At 65.6% G+C, this 17211-nt stretch carries 18 protein-coding genes; 7 read left to right on the top strand and 11 right to left on the bottom strand.

Features of this window, described 5'->3' with window-relative positions; translation table 11 throughout:
• Nucleotides 1-54 precede the first annotated feature (54 nt).
• On the bottom strand, nt 55-525 hold the full coding sequence (locus tag AC5RTB_RS02365; RefSeq protein WP_494059461.1) for an NUDIX hydrolase: 471 nt from the start codon (nt 523-525) through the stop codon (nt 55-57).
• A gap of 5 nt (nt 526-530) precedes the next feature.
• Complete coding sequence (locus AC5RTB_RS02360; RefSeq protein ID WP_494059460.1) at nt 531-1034, bottom strand: prepilin peptidase; 504 nt, start codon at nt 1032-1034, stop codon at nt 531-533.
• A gap of 58 nt (nt 1035-1092) precedes the next feature.
• On the opposite strand from AC5RTB_RS02360, the gene AC5RTB_RS02355 reads away from it, so the two are divergent.
• Complete coding sequence (locus AC5RTB_RS02355) at nt 1093-1836, top strand: hypothetical protein (RefSeq protein WP_494059459.1); 744 nt, start codon at nt 1093-1095, stop codon at nt 1834-1836.
• Between the two features lie 4 nt (nt 1837-1840).
• Here AC5RTB_RS02355 and phoH2 read toward each other — a convergent pair whose 3' ends face one another.
• Nucleotides 1841-3112 (bottom strand): RNA 5'-3' helicase PhoH2, encoded by a 1272-nt coding sequence (phoH2, locus tag AC5RTB_RS02350; protein WP_494059755.1) that lies wholly within the window; start codon nt 3110-3112, stop codon nt 1841-1843.
• Nucleotides 3113-3498: 386 nt separating this feature from the next.
• Nucleotides 3499-4260 (bottom strand): isoprenyl transferase, encoded by a 762-nt coding sequence (locus AC5RTB_RS02345; RefSeq protein WP_494059458.1) that lies wholly within the window; start codon nt 4258-4260, stop codon nt 3499-3501.
• A 132-nt stretch (nt 4261-4392) separates the two neighbouring features.
• On the opposite strand from AC5RTB_RS02345, the gene trhA reads away from it, so the two are divergent.
• On the top strand, nt 4393-5145 hold the full coding sequence (gene trhA / locus AC5RTB_RS02340) for a PAQR family membrane homeostasis protein TrhA (protein ID WP_494059457.1): 753 nt from the start codon (nt 4393-4395) through the stop codon (nt 5143-5145).
• Nucleotides 5146-5155: 10 nt separating this feature from the next.
• Here the strand turns inward: trhA and AC5RTB_RS02335 are convergent, their stop codons facing one another.
• From AC5RTB_RS02335 to mca, 3 genes are all read right to left on the bottom strand, one after another.
• Nucleotides 5156-7234 (bottom strand): thioredoxin domain-containing protein, encoded by a 2079-nt coding sequence (locus tag AC5RTB_RS02335; RefSeq protein ID WP_494059456.1) that lies wholly within the window; start codon nt 7232-7234, stop codon nt 5156-5158.
• 3 nt (nt 7235-7237) lie between these two features.
• Entirely contained in the window at nt 7238-7579 is a 342-nt protein-coding gene (locus AC5RTB_RS02330; RefSeq protein ID WP_494059455.1) for a hypothetical protein, read from the bottom strand.
• Nucleotides 7580-7651: 72 nt separating this feature from the next.
• On the bottom strand, nt 7652-8569 hold the full coding sequence (mca, locus tag AC5RTB_RS02325) for a mycothiol conjugate amidase Mca (protein ID WP_494059754.1): 918 nt from the start codon (nt 8567-8569) through the stop codon (nt 7652-7654).
• A gap of 113 nt (nt 8570-8682) precedes the next feature.
• On the opposite strand from mca, the gene AC5RTB_RS02320 reads away from it, so the two are divergent.
• On the top strand, nt 8683-9120 hold the full coding sequence (locus AC5RTB_RS02320; protein WP_494059454.1) for a DUF4307 domain-containing protein: 438 nt from the start codon (nt 8683-8685) through the stop codon (nt 9118-9120).
• A gap of 215 nt (nt 9121-9335) precedes the next feature.
• Nucleotides 9336-9830: a transcription elongation factor GreA gene (gene greA / locus AC5RTB_RS02315; protein ID WP_494059753.1), complete on the top strand. Its 495-nt coding sequence runs from the start codon at nt 9336-9338 to the stop codon at nt 9828-9830.
• A 12-nt stretch (nt 9831-9842) separates the two neighbouring features.
• Here greA and AC5RTB_RS02310 read toward each other — a convergent pair whose 3' ends face one another.
• Genes AC5RTB_RS02310 through AC5RTB_RS02300 form a run of 3 tightly spaced genes read right to left on the bottom strand, consistent with a single transcriptional unit; the run spans nt 9843 to nt 12929 of the window.
• Nucleotides 9843-10436 carry a rhomboid family intramembrane serine protease gene (locus AC5RTB_RS02310; protein WP_494059453.1) on the bottom strand — a complete coding sequence of 198 codons (594 nt, stop codon included), beginning with the start codon at nt 10434-10436 and terminating at the stop codon, nt 9843-9845.
• A gap of 1 nt (nt 10437) precedes the next feature.
• Nucleotides 10438-11634 (bottom strand): threonine ammonia-lyase, encoded by a 1197-nt coding sequence (ilvA, locus tag AC5RTB_RS02305; protein WP_494059752.1) that lies wholly within the window; start codon nt 11632-11634, stop codon nt 10438-10440.
• A gap of 56 nt (nt 11635-11690) precedes the next feature.
• Nucleotides 11691-12929 carry an AI-2E family transporter gene (locus AC5RTB_RS02300; RefSeq protein WP_494059452.1) on the bottom strand — a complete coding sequence of 413 codons (1239 nt, stop codon included), beginning with the start codon at nt 12927-12929 and terminating at the stop codon, nt 11691-11693.
• Between the two features lie 116 nt (nt 12930-13045).
• On the opposite strand from AC5RTB_RS02300, the gene AC5RTB_RS02295 reads away from it, so the two are divergent.
• The 3 genes from AC5RTB_RS02295 to galK are packed head-to-tail and all read left to right on the top strand — an operon-like array spanning nt 13046 to nt 16096.
• Complete coding sequence (locus AC5RTB_RS02295; RefSeq protein WP_494059451.1) at nt 13046-13822, top strand: DeoR/GlpR family DNA-binding transcription regulator; 777 nt, start codon at nt 13046-13048, stop codon at nt 13820-13822.
• Entirely contained in the window at nt 13819-14976 is a 1158-nt protein-coding gene (galT, locus tag AC5RTB_RS02290) for a galactose-1-phosphate uridylyltransferase (protein ID WP_494059450.1), read from the top strand. Before AC5RTB_RS02295 ends, galT begins: the two co-directional genes overlap by 4 nt.
• Nucleotides 14954-16096 (top strand): galactokinase, encoded by a 1143-nt coding sequence (galK, locus tag AC5RTB_RS02285; RefSeq protein ID WP_494059449.1) that lies wholly within the window; start codon nt 14954-14956, stop codon nt 16094-16096. The genes galT and galK overlap by 23 nt, the downstream gene beginning before the upstream one ends.
• A 95-nt stretch (nt 16097-16191) precedes the next feature.
• On the opposite strand, the gene AC5RTB_RS02280 is transcribed toward galK, so the two are convergent.
• Nucleotides 16192-17043 (bottom strand): Bax inhibitor-1/YccA family protein, encoded by an 852-nt coding sequence (locus AC5RTB_RS02280; protein ID WP_494059448.1) that lies wholly within the window; start codon nt 17041-17043, stop codon nt 16192-16194.
• Nucleotides 17044-17211 lie beyond the last annotated feature (168 nt).

Below are 17211 nucleotides of genomic sequence, written 5' to 3'. Positions count from 1 at the left end.
TGTGACTTTCACACTCGTGAGCGGTGGTTCCCTGCGAGGAAGCGCGCCGCAGGGCTACCGCACGAAGTCGGGGACACCCGTCGAGTAGCGCGCATTCTCAGCATGGCGTCGGTGCAGTGGGTTCAACTCCGGCAGATCGTCAGGGCTGAACCACGCAACGTCCAGGGACTCGTCGTCATTCACGCGGGCATCACCGGAAACGTAACGGCACCGGAACACCAGGCTCAGGAAACTACACACGTCCTGATTCGGGAAAGTCATGGGTCCGACGACGTCGACACTGACCAGATGCTCAACCTCGACCGACACTCCGGTCTCCTCCTGCACCTCACGCACAATCGCCTGGGCGGGGTGTTCGCCGGGATCGATGATTCCGGTGATGAGCGTCCACCGGCCGTTGTCGGCGCGGCGTCCGAGCAGGACGCGGCCGTCGTCGTCGTACACCACGGCGGCAGCTCCGGGGAGCCATAGCGGATCGTGACCGATCCTCGAACGCAGAGACTGGACGAAGTCTGGAGTGGGCATGATTCTCAGCCTAACGCGAGGACCAGACCCGCCCCGATGATCATGAACGGCCCGAAGGGGATGGCCGATTTGGCGGTACCCCGGCGGCTGACGATGAGGATGACCCCCCACAGCCCACCGAGCAGGAAAGCCGCGAAGGTGCCCCACAGCAGGAATGACCACCCCACGAAGCCGAGGTACAGGCCGAGCACCCCTGCCAGTTTCACGTCCCCAAAGCCCATCCCCGCGGGATAGATCAGCCGAAGGATGAAGTAGAACACCCACAGCGCCGCCGCTCCCCCGGCAAGGGACACCAGCCGGCCCCAGTCCCCGGCTGCGAGCGCCGCAGCGGCGAGGAGTACGCCTGCGGCCGGGTAGGACGGAAAGATGATGCGGTTGGGCAGGCGATGGCTCAGGATATCGATCACGCTGAGCCAGATCCCGACGACGCCGAGCAGCGTCAGCGCGACCGCGCATAGCCAGAATGCGATGGGCGCGGTGTCCCAGTACTCCCCCATCAGCGCCAGCATGTGCCTACCGTAGCCGAATCCCGGTTCGGAACTGACATGCCGGGATTACACTGTGGATATGTCCGCCTCCAGCGGTTCCAATCCGGCGAGCCTCTTCCGATCCCTGTGCCGTTCTTCACCGTGGCGCTGGGAAACGGTCCGGTTTTCAGTGTTTTGGATCAGCACGGATGGAGAGTCGGATCCCCTGCGTGCCTGGGTGCGTCGCCCGGCAGCGCTCAGAGTGGAAAAGATCGACGGCACGCTCCTTCACAGCAGTACCGGCAACGAGCACTCCCGTGACGCCTTCTACGTCAGCGCAAGCAAGAACTCATGGCTCGTGGCTCCGAACCTGGTCACCCCCGTCTATAACGAAGTGGGCTATGTCCACCGCCGCCCGAAGGCCGCCTACGGTGAACCGGCCTTCGGCGATCCGCGATGGGCCGCGATGCTCGACCCTGTGGAGCTCGCCGGTGACGCGCCGGTCCCGTACGAGACACCGTTCGCGAACCGGGTCGAGCTTGAGGACATCACCGAGGAGGTCCATGAGGGCCGCCGTGTACTTGCCGCCACCGCCACCCCGAACGTTTCCTACCAGCCGTTCACGCCCGGCCGGCCGCTCATCGGGTCAGGGCGCACCCGGGTGATGGTCGATGTCGCCACCGCCATTTGCGTTGCAACCACAGCACTCGACGGCGATCTTGAAGGGTGCGGTCACCGGCTGGCCATCAGCGGCGTGGACGAGTACATGGTTGACGATTTGTTCACCGATGCACCGCCCACGCTCACTGATGTGCGCGAACATATCCCGTGGCAGGTCGGGTGACCCGCTAGACTTCAGCGCCCTCCAGCAGTTCGGTGACGAGCGCCGCGATCGGCGAGCGCTCGGAGCGCGTCAGCGTGATGTGCCCGAACAGCGGATGACCCTTCAGCGTCTCGACGACGGCGGCGATGCCGTCATGGCGGCCGACCCTCAGGTTGTCCCGCTGTGCCACATCGTGGGTGAGGACGATCTTGGAGTTCTGGCCGATCCGGCTCATGACGGTGAGGAGCACATTCTTCTCGAGCGACTGCGCCTCATCCACGATCACGAAGGAGTCGTGCAGTGACCGTCCGCGTATGTGGGTGAGCGGCAGGACCTCCAGCATGCCGCGGTCCATGACCTCCTCCACAACCTCCTGGGAGACCAGCGCGCCGAGGGTATCGAAGACGGCCTGAGCCCAGGGGTTCATCTTGTCGCTCTCGCTGCCCGGGAGGTAGCCGAGTTCCTGCCCACCCACCGCGTACAGCGGCCGGAACACCACAACCTTGCGGTGCTCGCGCCGCTCAAGGACCGCCTCAAGGCCCGCGCACAGCGCCAACGCCGACTTGCCCGTGCCTGCACGGCCACCGAGTGACACGATTCCCACCTCGGCGTCCAGCAGCAGGTCGATCGCAAGCCGCTGTTCCGCTGACCGCCCGTGCAATCCGAAGACGTCCCGGTCACCACGCACCAACCGCACCTGCTTGTCAGCACCGACGCGGCCGAGTGCTGAGCCCTTTCCGGAGTGGAGGATGACGCCGGTGTTGGCGGGCAGTTCCGCTGCGGCCGGCATGAAAACCGGTTCATGCGCATAGAGGGTGTCGACGTCGTCGTCCAGGGTGTCCAGCTCCGCAACTCCCGTCCAGCCGGAGTCCTTCACAAGCTCGTTGCGGTATTCATCGGCCTGCAGGCCCATCGCGGAGGCCTTCACGCGCATCGGCAGGTCCTTGGACACCACGGTGACGTTGCGGCCCTCGTCGGACAGGTTCTTTGCGACCGCGAGAATCCGGGAGTCGTTGTCCCCGCTGCGGAAACCGACGGGCAGCACCTCGGTGGAGACGTGGTTGAGCTCGACGCGCAGCGTTCCGCCCTCGGGCCCCAGCGGGATGGCCTGGTTCAGTCCGTTGTGTTTCACCCTCAGCTCATCGAGGAGGCGCAGGGCCTTGCGGGCAAAATAGCCCAGCTCGGGATCATGGCGCTTGCCTTCGAGCTCGGTGATCACCACGATCGGCAGAATCACCTCGTGTTCGGCGAAACGGGTGATGGCCCGCGGGTCCGACAACAGCACGGAGGTGTCCAGGACATAGCTTCGGCTGCCGAGGCTTTCGACAACAGAAAGGCCCGCCGCTGCGAGAACTTGTTCGTCCTGCGCTGCCGGGCGGGCCTTGGAGATGTCGGTTGCGGATCGCTGGGTTGTGCGAGATGTGGCCACTTCAACTCCACTTCCCTGGGCGACGCACGCCCGAGAATTATCTAGGGCTTGGGTGAGGCGGGCCGGCCAGAAGGCCGCGCACGGCCTCCCCTTTTCAGTGCATGTGCTGTTGGGCACGTTGCCTGCATAGGTGGCCTCCCCGTTCGGCCTGCGGGTGCGGGCCGATGCAACAGACATTACGCCCGGACGACGACGGCGGCGTGCCCTTCCGCTGCGTGTCGAGTGAATTTGCGGTGAAGAAACGGGAAGCAGCGCTAGCAGCCGAAGCGCCGCTGCCTGCGTCCGTAATCGCGAAGGGCGCGGAGGAAGTCGACGCGGCGGAAGTCGGGCCAGAGCGCCTCGCAGAAATAGAACTCGCTGTACGCGCTCTGCCACATCAGGAATCCGGAGAGACGCAGCTCCCCTGAAGTACGGATCACGAGGTCCGGGTCAGGCTGACCCCGCGTGTACAGATACTCGGAGATCTGCCCTGCCGAGAGGTTCTCCGCGACATCCGCGAGCGAGGATCCTTCAGAGTCGGCATGCCGCAGGAGTTCCTTGACGGCGTCGACGATCTCGCGACGGCCGCCGTAACCGACCGCGACATTGACGTGCAGTCCTTCGATGCTTGCTGTGCGCTCGGCAAGCTCGGTGACCTTGGACGCGAGGTGCTCGGGAAGGAGGTCGAGCGCACCGACCGGCTGCACCCGGACCTTCCGCGTCTCGCCGAGGCGGTCGAGCGTGTTCCCGATGATGTCCAGCAGCTGCTCGATCTCCTCCGCCGAGCGGCTCATGTTGTCAGTGGAGAGCATGTAGAGCGTGACCATCTCAACGCCGAGCTCGCGGCACCAGCCAAGAAACTCGAGAATTTTGTCCGCACCGGCCTGGTGGCCGTGCTGCGTCGGTGCGCCGGCAAGTTTGGCCCAGCGCCGGTTGCCATCGACCATGACCCCGATGTGGTGGGGAATCCGGTCAGTTGCCAGGGACCGCTGGAGTTTGCGTTCGTAGAAGTTGTAGGCAAACCACGGAAACATCACGCCAGCGCCCACCTGTCCTTCCGATCAGTAGCAGGGATTCATGTCCTACCGTACCGGCACCCATCCCCGGGTAAAGCGTATGTCTTTGTTACCCATTAGTAACTTATGCTGGCTTCCGTTAGAATTCCGGTCATGAGCCGAAGCGTTTCCCCACCGCCCGGGGCGCCCAATTCCCCGCAAAATCCGGACGAATCGGCTCGTGTTGACGGCCCGCTGGAAACCGCCGTCGAACGGGCCGCAGATGCACTGGACATCAAACCCAAGTGGCGCGGGTGGATCCACCTCGGTGCCACGCCGCTTGCCATCATCGCCGGAATCGTGTTGATTGTCCTCGCCCCAACCGCCGCGGGAAAGATCACCTCGGCCATCTACGCGCTCACCGGCATCCTGCTCTTCGGCGTGAGCGCCGTGTACCACCGCGGAAACTGGCAGCCACGCACCAAGGTGGTCCTCAAACGGCTCGACCACACCAACATCATGCTGGTCATCGCCGGCAGCTACACGCCGCTCTCCTGGGCGCTGCTCCCCCAGGACAAGGCGGTCCTGCTGCTCTGGCTCATCTGGTGCGGCGCCATTGCGGGAGTCCTCTTCCGTGTGCTGTGGGTCAACGCGCCGAGATGGCTCTACGTCCCCATCTACATAGCGCTGGGTCTCGCGGCACTGTTGTACCTGCCCGATTTCCTTGCCGCCAGCGTTCCGGCCACTGTCCTGATTTGCGTCGGCGGAGTGTTCTACATTGCCGGTGCAGTGATCTACGGGCTCAAGCGGCCGAACCCCAGCCCCCAGTGGTTCGGCTTCCACGAACTGTTCCACGCGTTCACCGTGGCCGCATTCGCTTCCCACTTCATCGCGATCGTGATCGCGGTTCTGAACCCGGTCCGCTAACCGCCCGCGCTCACCCGCGCAGCAGCGCGGTCAGCTCGTCCACGTCCGCGACCGGCCGCCGGCACACCATCGCCTCGCACACATAGGCGAGCGGCGCGCCGTCGTTCCCTGCCGTCCGACCGGCCAACAGGGGCACGACGCCGTCACTTGCCTCCTCGGCATCCGCCACCGCCAGCACGACGCCGGCCTTCGCCTCACGCCGCACGGTTGCGACGAGCGCGGCCCGTTCAGGACCCGCGCTCCCGACGACGGCGACCTCCTGCGGACCGTTGACCACGGCCTGCGTGACGGCGAGCGCCCACCCCGCCACCTGCGGCACCCGCGGTGCCAGCAGCGCGACGTGCGCGAGAAGGGCTTCGGCGCGGGCACTCCGCTCAGCCGACCCTGTGTACGCGGCGGAGGCCACCAGCGCTCCGGCCAACAGCGCGACGCCGGAGGGCGACGCATTGTCGAACGGGTCTGCGGCGCTCTGATCGGCCTGCGCCAGGCGCAGCGGGGCGTCCAGGTCCGCTGCGTCAACCACAGTGCCGTCAGCCCGGACGAACTTCTCAAGCGTGACCGCCAGGATGTCCTCGGCTGCCTGGAACCAGTCGGCATCTCCCGTCGCCGCGTACAGCGCCTGCAACCCGTCGACGACGCCGGCGTGGTCCTCCAGCAAGCCGTCCAGCGTGGCGGCATGTCCGTCGTGGGAGACCCGGCGCAGTCCGGCGCCGTCCCAGTGGACGCGCAGCAGGTAGCGTGCGGCGCCTTCGGCCATCTCCAGCATTCCGGCGTCCCCGAGAAGAGCAGCGGCCTCCGCGAGCCCGCCGATGGCGAGGCCGTTCCAGCAGGCCACCACCTTGTCATCACGGGCCGGTTGCGGCCGCTCCCGGCGCGAGGCCAGCAACGACGGCGCCACTTCTTCCCAGAGGCCCTGTTCCGGGGGTGTCCACACGCGGCCGGCATGCAGGGTGAAAGCACCGTCCTCCACGTGGCCCGTATGCGGATCGAAGAGCTCCACGACGGACTCGGTGCGGGCACCCAGTACAGCCCGCAACTGCTCTACGGTCCAGGTGTAGGTTCCGCCCTCGACCCGCCTGCCGTCCATCACCGTGTCGGCATCGAGCGAGGAGGCAAACGCGCCGCCGTCGACCGTGAGCTCCGTCCTGAGCCAGTCCACAATGCCGCGGGCGGCCCGCTCTGCCAGCGCCCGGTGACCGGGTTCCTCAGCCTGGATTGCCCAGCGCGCGTAGACGCGGATCAATTGCGCGTTGTCGTAGAGCATCTTCTCGAAGTGCGGCACTGCCCAGGCCGCGTCCACGGCATAGCGGGCGAATCCCCCGCCTAGGACGTCATGCATTCCCGATACCGCCATGGCTTCCAGGGTGCGGGCGGCCAACGTGGCGGGGGCGCCGCCGTCGTCGCTTGAGCGCGCTCTGGCAAGCAGGAACGAAAGAACCGACGACGGCGGGAACTTGGGCGCTCCGCTAAAGCCGCCGTGGGCGGGGTCTTCCTGCGATTCGAGCGTGGCCACCGCTGTGGTGAGGGTTTCCTCGAACGCGGGGCCGCCGTCGTCGATTCTGACACGCAGCAATCCTGAGCTGCGGCGCTGGGCATCACCCAGGCTCTCGGCGAGCTGTGCAGCGCTGTGTTCAACTTCCGCGCGGCGTTCGGTCCAGGCTGCGGTGATCGCTTGCAGGAGCTGGCCAAAGGATGGGCTGCCCCGGATCGGGATCGGCGGATAGTAGGTTCCCGCGAAGAAGGCCCGTCCGTCCGGGAGCGTGAAGACGCTCATCGGCCACCCGCCCTGTCCGGTCATTGCCTGCGTGGCGGCCATGTAGACGGCGTCGACGTCGGGGCGTTCCTCACGGTCCACCTTGATGGAGACAAAGTGATGGTTCAGGTATTCGGCGGTAGCGGCGTCCTCGAACGACTCGTGCGCCATGACGTGGCACCAGTGGCACGCGGCGTAACCCACCGAGACGAACACCGGGACGTTCCGCCGGGCAGCCTCCGCGAAGGCTGCCTCCGTGAACGGCCACCAGTCGACGGGATTGTCGGCATGCTGACGCAGATAGGCAGAGGCCTCGGTGCGCAGCCGCTCAGCCATGGCCTATGGCGCGTCGGGGCCGTACGTGCCGCCGGGGCCCCGGCGCTGAGCCGGATCTCCGGGCGGGGTTTCCGCCGCGTTGTCGCGAGCGGCCCCGTGATCCGCTGGTTCTTCACCGGCTGCCGCCTGCTCAGCCTCAAGGTTCGCCATTTCGCGGTAGCGCACGCGGCGGATCCGGCGGGTCATGTCACGGATCAGGAAGATCACCGCGATCACGAGGAACAGTGTGGCGAGGAACCCAAGGAGTCCAGGAGTAACCTGCGTGGGGTCCAGCCCGGGGCGCAGTGAGGCGTCATCACCCGGCGTAGGCGTCACGTTTGCGGCCAGGTTCAGCAGGGAGAACACTCCGGTGCACCACTTTCAGGATGGTCTTCACGAGGATTTTCACGAGAATCATGGCGGAAATCCGCCATGAAACTATTCTATGCCCGCGAAGAAGTCCGTTTCAGGAAGTTGCTGCGGCACGCGCGACTGGATCAGGGAGTAATCCTCCCAGGGCCATACCTTGCGCTGCAGGTCTGAGGAGACAGCGAAGAAGAAGCCGGCCGGCTCAACCTGAGTACGGTGGGCCAGCAGCGCGCGTTCCCTGTGTTCAAAGAAGTCGCCGCAGTCAATCTGCGTCGTCGTGGCATGGGTCGGTCGCGCAGGCTGGTGACCTTCGGCGTCGGCTTCCAGCCAGGCGGCGATCCGCTCGGCGTAAGGCGACTGCAGGCCCGCTTCCTCCAGCGCGAAGTGCAGGGCGCGGAACCGCTCGGGGTTGAACGCGCGGTCATAGTAGAGCTTCGAGGGACTCCACGGCTCACCGAGGCCAACGTAACGGGAGGGGTCTGGAGCAGCTTCGTACGCTTCCACCGCTACCCGGTGCGCCATGATGTGGTCGGGATGCGGGTAACCGCCGTTCTCGTCGTAGCTGAGGATTACGTGCGGCCGGTATTCGCGGACCAGCCGAACCAGCGGCGCGGCGGCACGCTCAAGCGGCTGCAGCGCGAAGCATCCCGGCGGCAGCGGCGGCAGCGGATCACCCTCGGGCAGACCGGAATCGGCAAAGCCCAGCCAGCGGTGTTCAATGCCGAGCGCAGCGGCCGCCTCGGCCATCTCCAGCCGGCGCAGTCCGGGGAGGTCGCGCAAGGCGTGCGGAACGTCGGCCATCTGTGCGTTAAGGATGTCACCGCGCTCGCCGCCGGTGCAGGTCGCCACCATGACGGACACCCCTGCCGCAACGTAGCGGGCCATCGTTGCCGCACCCTTGCTCGACTCGTCATCCGGGTGTGCATGCACTGCGAGGAGGCGGTAGCCGCCACCGTCCGCTGCGCGTGCTGAAGGAGTGTCTGGAATGTTCTCCGGGCTGGGCACTGAATGCTCCTGAATCTTTCCTGGTCTGACGAGACCCACGGTCCCGGCGGGGACACTGGCCATTGACTAAAGTACCGGTTGGTAAACTGGAACCGATGAGCACCGACCACGCGCCAGTACCAAGAGTAGCCAATCGCTACGGTGCCCCCAAGCCGAAGCAGTCCGCCCCGGGGGGTCGTCGCTGGCTGATCTGGGCGGTGCTCACGGTCGCCGTCGTTGCCACCGGTATCTTCAGTTTCTTCGCCGGGACACCGGAGGTCTCTTCCAAGGACGTGGGCTTCAGCATCGAAGGTCCCGCCGCGGCGCGGGTGGACTATGAAGTCACCAAGGATCCCGCGGCAACCGCGCAGTGCGCTGTGCAGGTCCTGAGCGAGTCCTACGCCGTCGTCGGCTGGAGGGTTGTGACCATCCCGCCGGCCAATGCAGAAGCGGGCGGAGACGGCCGAACCACTTCCCACAGCACCACGGTCCGCACCGAGTCCCAGGGTGTGAGCGGCGGGGTCAACGCCTGCTGGATCGAGGGAGAATCCTAGCCCCTGCCTGCTCCTGATCCGCGCCGTTATTGGGTTATTGAGGCATGCTGACTATAATGGTCTGATACGTTCCGCCCCGCCCCGCCATTGGTTCTTTCTGGGTACTCCAGAACTGAGGCCATCACGCAGGCGGGGTCTTTTGCTTGTTGATGCACACATCACGGGCGAAGACCGCAGCCGAATCCCGCACAGGGCTTCGACGTACCTAAGGAGATATCGTGTCCACGAACAGCACATCCGTCGCCTGGCTCACCAAGGAGTCCTACGACCGCCTCAAGGCTGAGCTGGACCACTTGTCCGGCCCCGGCCGCACCGAGATTGTTGCCCGCATCGAGCAGGCACGCTCGGAGGGCGATCTCAAGGAGAACGGCGGCTACCACGCAGCCAAGGAAGAGCAGGGCAAGGCCGAAGCCCGCATCCGACAGCTCACCGAACTGCTGAACAACGCACACGTCGGCGAATCACCCGCGGACGACGGCATCGTTGAACCAGGCATGCTGGTCGAGGCGAATATTGCCGGAGACAAGGAGACATTCCTTCTCGGCAGCCGCGAGGTTGCGGGCGACACCGACATCGACGTGTACAGCGAGAAGTCTCCCCTAGGCGCAGCGATTCAGGGCCACAAGGCCGGAGACACCGTGAAATACACCGCACCCAACGGCAAGGAAATCACCGTCGAGGTCCTGTCGGCCAAGCCGTACGCGGGCTAACGCGTCCGGTCCCTAGCGCTGATGCGGTAGACGGCGGTCGGTCCCGGCAGGGGTCGGCCGCCGTCTCAGTATCAGCGCCGCGAGTACTCCCCCGAGTGCGCCGAAAAGGTGGGCCTGCCAGGAGATGTTGGTTCCGAACTGGGGCAGCACACCCCAGAGCAGCGAGCCGTACATCAGGAAGAGCAGAACGGCGAGCAGGATCTGCTTCCAGTCCCGGTTATAAAAGCCGCGGACCAGGAGATAGGCAAACAGTCCGAAGACCAGGCCGGACGCCCCGATGGTCACCCCGCCGCCGAAGATCCACACGCCAAGACCCGAGGCCAGCCAGCTCATGCCCACCGCGATGGCGAAACGCTTTGCGCCTTCGAGGAAGGCCAGGAATCCCAGTACCAGCAGCGGCAGGGTATTGCTGAAGAGATGGCCCGCATCCGCATGCAGCAGCGGCGCGAAGATCACGCCGTCGAGCCCTTCAACCTCGCGCGGCACAATGCCCAGCAACCGGATCAGGAAGAAACCGGTGGCCGCGTTGACCAGGTGCACGACCCAGAGCACAGCGGCGAAGACCACGACCGTCGTCAACGCACTCTTTGCCCTCTTCGCCAACATGTCAGCCCTGGATGACGACGGGCTGGAAACCCTCCGCGCGCAGGTTGTTGAGTACCTGCTCGCAGTGCTCCTCGCCCTTGGTCTCCATGTTGATCGTGATCGCGACGTCTCCCATGCTGATGGAGCCGCCCACCCGCGTATGGTCAACGCCGGTCACGTTGGCGTCGGACTCGGCGATGATGCGTGAAATCGTGGCCAGTGAACCTGGACGGTCATCGAGCAGCATGCGCACAACCAGGTACCTTCCTGCGGCGGCCAGGCCGCGCTGGATCACCTTCAGCATCAGCATCGGGTCGATGTTGCCGCCCGAAAGCACGACGGCGGTGTTCCCCGGGTTGGCACCGTTCTCGGTGAGCTTGCCGTCCAACAGCGCCGCAACACCCACCGCGCCGGCGGGCTCCACCACCATCTTGGACCGTTCCAGGAGGAAGATCAGGGCGCGTGCCAGCGAGTCCTCGCTGACGGTGACGACGTCGTCCACCAGCTCGCGGATGATCGAGAACGGAAGCTGCCCCGGCCTGCCCACCGCTATGCCGTCGGCGATCGTTGAGACCTTCTTCAGCGGGACCAGGGCATCGGCGGCAAGCGACGGCGGATAGGCGGCCGCGTTCTCGGCCTGCACGCCGATCACCCGGATTTCGCGGCCCAGTTCCCGGGCACGTGCCTTCACCGCGACGGCAACGCCGGCCAGCAGCCCACCGCCTCCCACCCCCATAAGAATGGTGTCGACGTCGGGCACCTGCTCGAGGATTTCAAGGCCGATGGTCCCTTGCCCGGCAACGACGTCCACGTTGTCGAACGGGTGCACAAAAACTGCGCCATGCTCATCCGCGTACCGCTTGGCCTCGGTCAGCGCTTCATCAACGTTGTGGCCGTGGAGCACCACCTCAGCACCGTGCCCCCGGGTTGCCGCGAGCTTCGGCAGTGCCACGCCGAGAGGCATGTAGATGCGCGCCTTGATCCCGAGCCGGCTGGCCGCCACAGCAACACCCTGTGCGTGGTTACCGGCCGAGGCGGCCACGACGCCGCGGGCCCGCTCCTCAGCGGAGAGCCGGGCCATCCGTACATACGCTCCGCGCACCTTGAAGGATCCGGCACGCTGCAGGTTCTCGCATTTGAGCGAGACTTTGGCGCCCGTCAGCCTGCTGAGCGCTCGCGAATCCTCGATCGGCGTGTACGCAATGACGCCTTTGAGCATTTTCTGTGCTTCGAGGACGTCCTCGAGGGTCACTGCCAGCTGGGCGAGATTGGTGGTCACGTTGAGGCTTCTTTCGTGGAGGGTGCCGGTCCGGTTGGTTCACCGGCCGGCGGAGGGTTGGAGGAGGCGGGGACGCCGGAATCGGGTTGTCGGTCAGGCGAGCCGAGGGCGGGATCGGTTTCCCAGCCTCGGGCCGCGATATAGCGCACGACGGTGTTGAGGATCGCCAGCACCGGCACGGAGAACAGCGCACCGGCGACACCAGCCACCAGTGAGCCGCAGGCAACGGCCAGCACCACGGCGAGCGGGTGCAGCTTCACTGCCCTGCCCATGATGAACGGCTGCAGGATGTGCCCTTCCACCTGCTGCACAAACAGCACGATGGCGAGCATCACCAGGGCATTGACCCACCCGTTGGCCACCAGCGCCAGCAGGACGGCCACCATCCCGGTGAACAGCGCGCCGAGGATAGGAATGAATGAGCCGAGGAACACCAGGACTGTCAACGGAAGGACCAGCGGGACGCCAATGATGGCGGCTCCAAGTCCGATGCCGACTGCGTCAATGAAGGCGACGAGAATCTGCACGCGGACGTAGTTCGCCATGGAGGTCCAGCCCTGCTGGCCGGCGCCCATCACGGCCGCGCGCGCACGCCGCGGCGCGAGGCCGGCGACGAAGCGCCAGATCCTTTCGCCGTCGTGCAGGAAAAAGATCAGCGCGAACACTGTCAGCAGGAGTCCGGCCAGGAAGTAGCCGGCGCTGCTGCCAAAGGAGATGGCTCCGCTGACGATCATGCCGCTGTTGTTCTCCACGGCAATGACAATCTCGTCAACGAAGGTGTCAATCTGCGCCGCGGTGAGATCCAGCGGACCCTGGGAAAGCCAATCCTCCGCCGCGTCGATCTCCGCGCGCGCCTGGTCCCAGAGAGACGCGAAGCCGGCGGCGAGTTGCTGCCCGACGAGTGAAAGGGTAGCTGCGACGGCCAGCAGGAATCCGACGACGACCATGGCCACCGCCAGACCGCTGGGAACCTTGAAGCGGCACAGGAATGTCACTGCCGGTGTGAGGAGGCTGGAGAGCAGACCCGCGATCATCAGGGAAATGACGAGCAGCGAGATGGGGCTCAGCATCCATACCAGCGCAGTCGATACGACGAGGACGAGCCCAACGCGCCACGCCCACGCCGCAGTGATGCGCAAAGCGTAGGGGACGTCCTCACTCGTGGAGCGCCCCGCGGGCGCAACGGAACCACGCTGGAAGGCCTGGTGCGTTTCCCGCCGCGAGGGTGGCGTCATAGACCAATCTTTTCACAAGAGACTGGGAGCTCCGCTTTCAATCACTGTTTGAATATGTGCGAAAGCGTTGTATTTTGTTAAGGGTCCTTTCCGCGCCTCCCAGACCGGAGTTCAACATGCTCGCTGCCGACCGGCATGCCGCGATTCTCGCGAAGCTCGGGACCCAGCGCACCGTCCGGGTCAGCGAGCTGGCCGAGAGCCTCGGAGTATCGGAAATGACGATCAGGCGCGACATCGACGGGCTCGACGCGGCCGGCGCGCTCACCAAGGTTCACGGCGGGGCGGCGTCCCGAACAGCCCTCAGCGCGCTGGAGCCGGGATTCGGCGCCAACGCGGACCAGCGCACGGACGCGAAAGAGTCCATAGCGGCGACAGCTGCAGCACTCGTACAACCGGGAATGACACTGGCACTCACCGGCGGAACCACCACCTACCGCCTTGTCGACCATCTGTCCGGACCCCTGACGGTGCTCACCAACTCCCTGCCCGCCGCGGAAAAGCTGCACCGAACCTGCCCGCCCGGCGTGACGGTCCTGCTGACCGGAGGCGAGCGCTCCCCCTCCGAGGCGCTGGTGGGGCCCATCGCCACTTCGACCGTCCGGTCCTTCAACGTGGACCTGTGCTTCATGGGCGCCCACGGCGTTGATGCCGACGCCGGCATCACCACACCCAACCTCGCCGAGGCCGATACCAACCGGGCGTTCGCCGAGCAGTGCGGCCGACTCGTCGTTCTCGCGGACTCCACCAAGTTCGGCACCGTTAGCCTCGCCCGGATCGCGGGGCTGGACCAGGTTCACTGCATCGTCACCGATTCCCGGCCCGCCGACCCGCGCTACCCCCGCACCACGGGCATTCTTACTCCCACCGCTACCGACCTCCAGGACAACCGATGACCCAGGTAACCCCGACCCGCCTCTCAGACGGGCGTGAACTGCTCTACTTCGACGCCACAGCGCAAGCGGCGGCGCTGCACCGCGACGCGGCCGCCGTCGTCGACCATCGCGGCCTGCCGCCGCGCGGCGGCACAGGCGACGTGCGCTACGACCCGCTGACCGGTGAATGGACTGCCGTGGCCGCGCATCGGCAGACGCGCACCCACCTCCCGCCGGCCGACCAGTGCCCGCTCTGCCCTTCCACCCCCGAGAACCTGTCCGAAATTCCGGCCTCAGACTATGAGGTGGTGGTGTTCGAGAACCGCTTCTCCTCCTTCGGCCCCGATCTCGGTGAGCTTCCGGGCCCCCAGCACGCAAGCACAGGCTGGGGTACGACGACGTCGGCTTTCGGACGGTGCGAAGTGGTCGCCTTCGACTCCTCCCACGAAGGCTCCTTCGGGTCCCTGCCGCCGGAGCGGGCGCGTACCGTCATCGACGCGTGGGCCCAGCGGACCGAAGCACTCTCGGCGATGGACGGCATACGTCAGGTCTTCCCGTTCGAGAACCGGGGCGAGGACATCGGCGTGACGCTCCTGCACCCGCACGGTCAGATCTACGCCTACCCGTTCGTCACCCCGCGCGCGGCGGTGATGGGCCAGGCGGCCCGCCGGTACTTCGACGCCGTGGACGGGCGTGAAACGCTCATGGGATCGGTGCTGAAGTCCGAGCGGGATGCAGGCGAACGCATGGTGCTCGAGGGCGAACACTTCAGCGCGTATGTGCCGTTCGCCGCGCGCTGGCCGCTCGAGGTGCATCTGGTGCCGCACCGCCATGTGCCCGATATCGCCGCCCTCACCGGTGAGGAAAAGGACGAGCTGACGATGCTCTACCTCGACCTGCTGGCCCGCGTTGACGGCATCTACAGCACACCCACCCCGTACATCGCCGCCTGGCACCAGGCACCCCTGGTCCCGGAACTGCGCGAGGCCGGCTACCTCCATCTGCAGCTGACCTCACCCCGCCGGGCCGAAGACAAGCTGAAGTTCCTGGCCGGTTCAGAAGCAGCGATGGGCGCATTCATCAACGACACCACTCCCGAGCAGGTCGCCGCGACCCTGCGCGCCGCAACCCCCGGAGGGAAGGAAACACAGCATGACTCTCGCGCAGCAGTTTGAGGATCGCTTCGGCCACACACCCGTCGGCGTCTGGGCAGCACCCGGCCGCGTGAACGTGATTGGTGAACATACCGACTACAACGACGGGTTCGTCCTGCCTTTCGCGATCGACCGGGCCACTGTCGTGGCGGCCTCGGTGCGTGCCGATTCCACCGTCCGGGTCAGCTCGACCTTCTCGGACTCCGACGAGATTGTGATCAGTGACCTGGACGAACTGGATGCCGGCGATGTCGAGGGCTGGGCCGCCTATCCGGTGGGAGTGCTCTGGGCCCTGCGGCAGGCCGGCCATCCGGTCAACGGTATGGACCTTCTTATTGATTCCCAGGTACCGGTGGGAGCGGGACTCTCCTCCTCCGCGGCCATCGAGTGTGCGGTGGCCGTCGCGGCCAATGACCTGTTCGGACTCGCCCTGACCGGCTCCGAGCTTGCGCTCATTGGCCAGCGTGCCGAGAACGAGATGGTCGGCGCGCCGACCGGCCTGATGGACCAGTCGGCGTCGCTGCTCGGCAAGCACGGGCACGCTGTCTTTCTCGACTGCCGCAGCCGGCACGCCGAGCTCGTCCCCCTGCCGCTGGAGGAGAATGGTCTTGCCCTCCTGGTGATCGATACCAAGGTCAGCCATTCACATGCGACCGGTGGCTATGCTGCCCGTCGCCGTGCATGTGAGGTCGGCGCAGATGTGATGGGCGTTTCGGCGCTCCGCGATCTCACCGAGGATGATCTTGAAGAGGCTTCGGGACTACTGGATGAAGAGACTTTCCGGCGGGTACGGCACGTGGTCACAGAGAACGCCCGTGTGCAGGCCGCCGTCGAGCTTCTCCGTACCGAAAGCCCCCAGGCCATTGCACCACTGCTGGACGCCAGCCACGTGTCGATGCGGGACGACTTCGAGATCTCCTGTCCGGAACTCGACCTAGCGGTCGAGGCCTCCCGCGATGCCGGTGCGCTGGGGTCCCGCATGACGGGCGGCGGCTTCGGCGGCTCGGCCATAGCACTGGTAGCGGCCGATGACCTTGACCGCGTGGCCTCAGCGGTGACAGCGGCGTTCGCCGACGCAGGATTCACTGAGCCGGCCGTCTTCGCGGTGTCGCCCGCTGACGGCGCCGGCAGGGTTTCCTGAGGGCATCACCCAAGAACTTTCGGACGAATTCAGCCAACGAAGAAGGCCCCCGGCAATCGCCGAGGGCCTTCATCATGCATACGTTGAAGCGACGGTTACTCGCTGCCGCGCAGGATGGCGATGATACGGAGGAACTCGATGTACAGCCACACCAGGGTGACCGTCAAGCCGAAGGCCGCCGTCCAGGAGTACTTGCGTGCAGCGCCGTTGCGGACGCCCTCGCTGATCATAGTGAAGTCGATGACCAGGGAGAAAGCGGCAAGGCCGATGGCCAGCACGCCGACCAACACACCCAGCGGGATACCGAAGATTTCTACGCTCGTGCGCAGGCCCCACGGGTCGTTGTTAACGCCGAAGACCATCAGGCCGAGGTTGACCAGGCTGAACAGTGCATAGCCGATGAGCATGATCATGAAGATCTTCATGGCTTTCGGAGTGGCACGGACCTTGCCGCTCCTGAACAGCAGCAGGGTCACAGCGAACACTGACAGGGTGCCCAGAAGCGCCTGCATGGCGATGTTCGGGAATTGTGCCTCGAGGAACATGGTGAGGCCGCCGAGGAACAGGCCCTGAAGGAAGCCGTAGGCGAGGATCAACGCCGGAACGGGTTCACGCTTGAAGGCGTTCACCAGACCCAGCACGAAGCCGCCGATCAGGCCGACGATCATCAGGAGCGGCGCCAGCCCCGGGAACAGGAACACCGGAACCGCCGCGCCGATCAGCACCATGCCGATGGTGGCGATGGTCTTGACGATCACGTCGTCGAAGGTCATGCGCCCCGTCTCTGCGGGACCTGCCGAAGGCTGGTTGTAGAGGTGCTCCAGCTGCTGCTGGTTCATGACCGTCTGACCGGCCAAAGCTGTTGAACCGTACGCTGCCGGATTGTCGCCGCGGGCAGCGGTACGGAAGTTCTTACCGTTGAAAACCGGGTTACCGCCGAGTGCCATTTTTGTTGTAGTCCTCCAATAGGGGGCTGAGATGTTTCAACCCTACCAATATCAACGCATCCGGAGCTGTTTTGTTCCTGCTACGCGACGCCGGTACCACCGGAAAGACCGGGTCCCGACGGTAGACTGTCCGGGTGCCGAAACCACCAGCCACTCTGCCCGACGCGC

The organism is Arthrobacter sp. M71 S08, assembly GCF_059089725.1.
Note: the sequence above shows the minus strand (reverse complement) of the source record. Positions and strands in the feature narration are given on the sequence as shown.

Excerpts from the sequence above, each read along its gene's own strand:
- AC5RTB_RS02365 (WP_494059461.1), bottom strand. The coding sequence starts at position 525 with ATGCCCACTCCAGACTTCGTCCAGTCTCTGCGTTCGAGGATCGGTCAC.
- AC5RTB_RS02300 (WP_494059452.1), bottom strand. The coding sequence starts at position 12,929 with ATGACGCCACCCTCGCGGCGGGAAACGCACCAGGCCTTCCAGCGTGGT.
- AC5RTB_RS02320 (WP_494059454.1), top strand. The coding sequence starts at position 8,683 with ATGAGCACCGACCACGCGCCAGTACCAAGAGTAGCCAATCGCTACGGT.
- AC5RTB_RS02280 (WP_494059448.1), bottom strand. The coding sequence starts at position 17,043 with ATGGCACTCGGCGGTAACCCGGTTTTCAACGGTAAGAACTTCCGTACC.
- AC5RTB_RS02310 (WP_494059453.1), bottom strand. The coding sequence starts at position 10,436 with ATGTTGGCGAAGAGGGCAAAGAGTGCGTTGACGACGGTCGTGGTCTTC.
- trhA (WP_494059457.1), top strand. The coding sequence starts at position 4,393 with ATGAGCCGAAGCGTTTCCCCACCGCCCGGGGCGCCCAATTCCCCGCAA.
- galT (WP_494059450.1), top strand. The coding sequence starts at position 13,819 with ATGACCCAGGTAACCCCGACCCGCCTCTCAGACGGGCGTGAACTGCTC.
- AC5RTB_RS02335 (WP_494059456.1), bottom strand. The coding sequence starts at position 7,234 with ATGGCTGAGCGGCTGCGCACCGAGGCCTCTGCCTATCTGCGTCAGCAT.
- ilvA (WP_494059752.1), bottom strand. The coding sequence starts at position 11,634 with ATGCTCAAAGGCGTCATTGCGTACACGCCGATCGAGGATTCGCGAGCG.
- AC5RTB_RS02360 (WP_494059460.1), bottom strand. The coding sequence starts at position 1,034 with ATGCTGGCGCTGATGGGGGAGTACTGGGACACCGCGCCCATCGCATTC.
- AC5RTB_RS02355 (WP_494059459.1), top strand. The coding sequence starts at position 1,093 with ATGTCCGCCTCCAGCGGTTCCAATCCGGCGAGCCTCTTCCGATCCCTG.
- AC5RTB_RS02295 (WP_494059451.1), top strand. The coding sequence starts at position 13,046 with ATGCTCGCTGCCGACCGGCATGCCGCGATTCTCGCGAAGCTCGGGACC.
- galK (WP_494059449.1), top strand. The coding sequence starts at position 14,954 with ATGACTCTCGCGCAGCAGTTTGAGGATCGCTTCGGCCACACACCCGTC.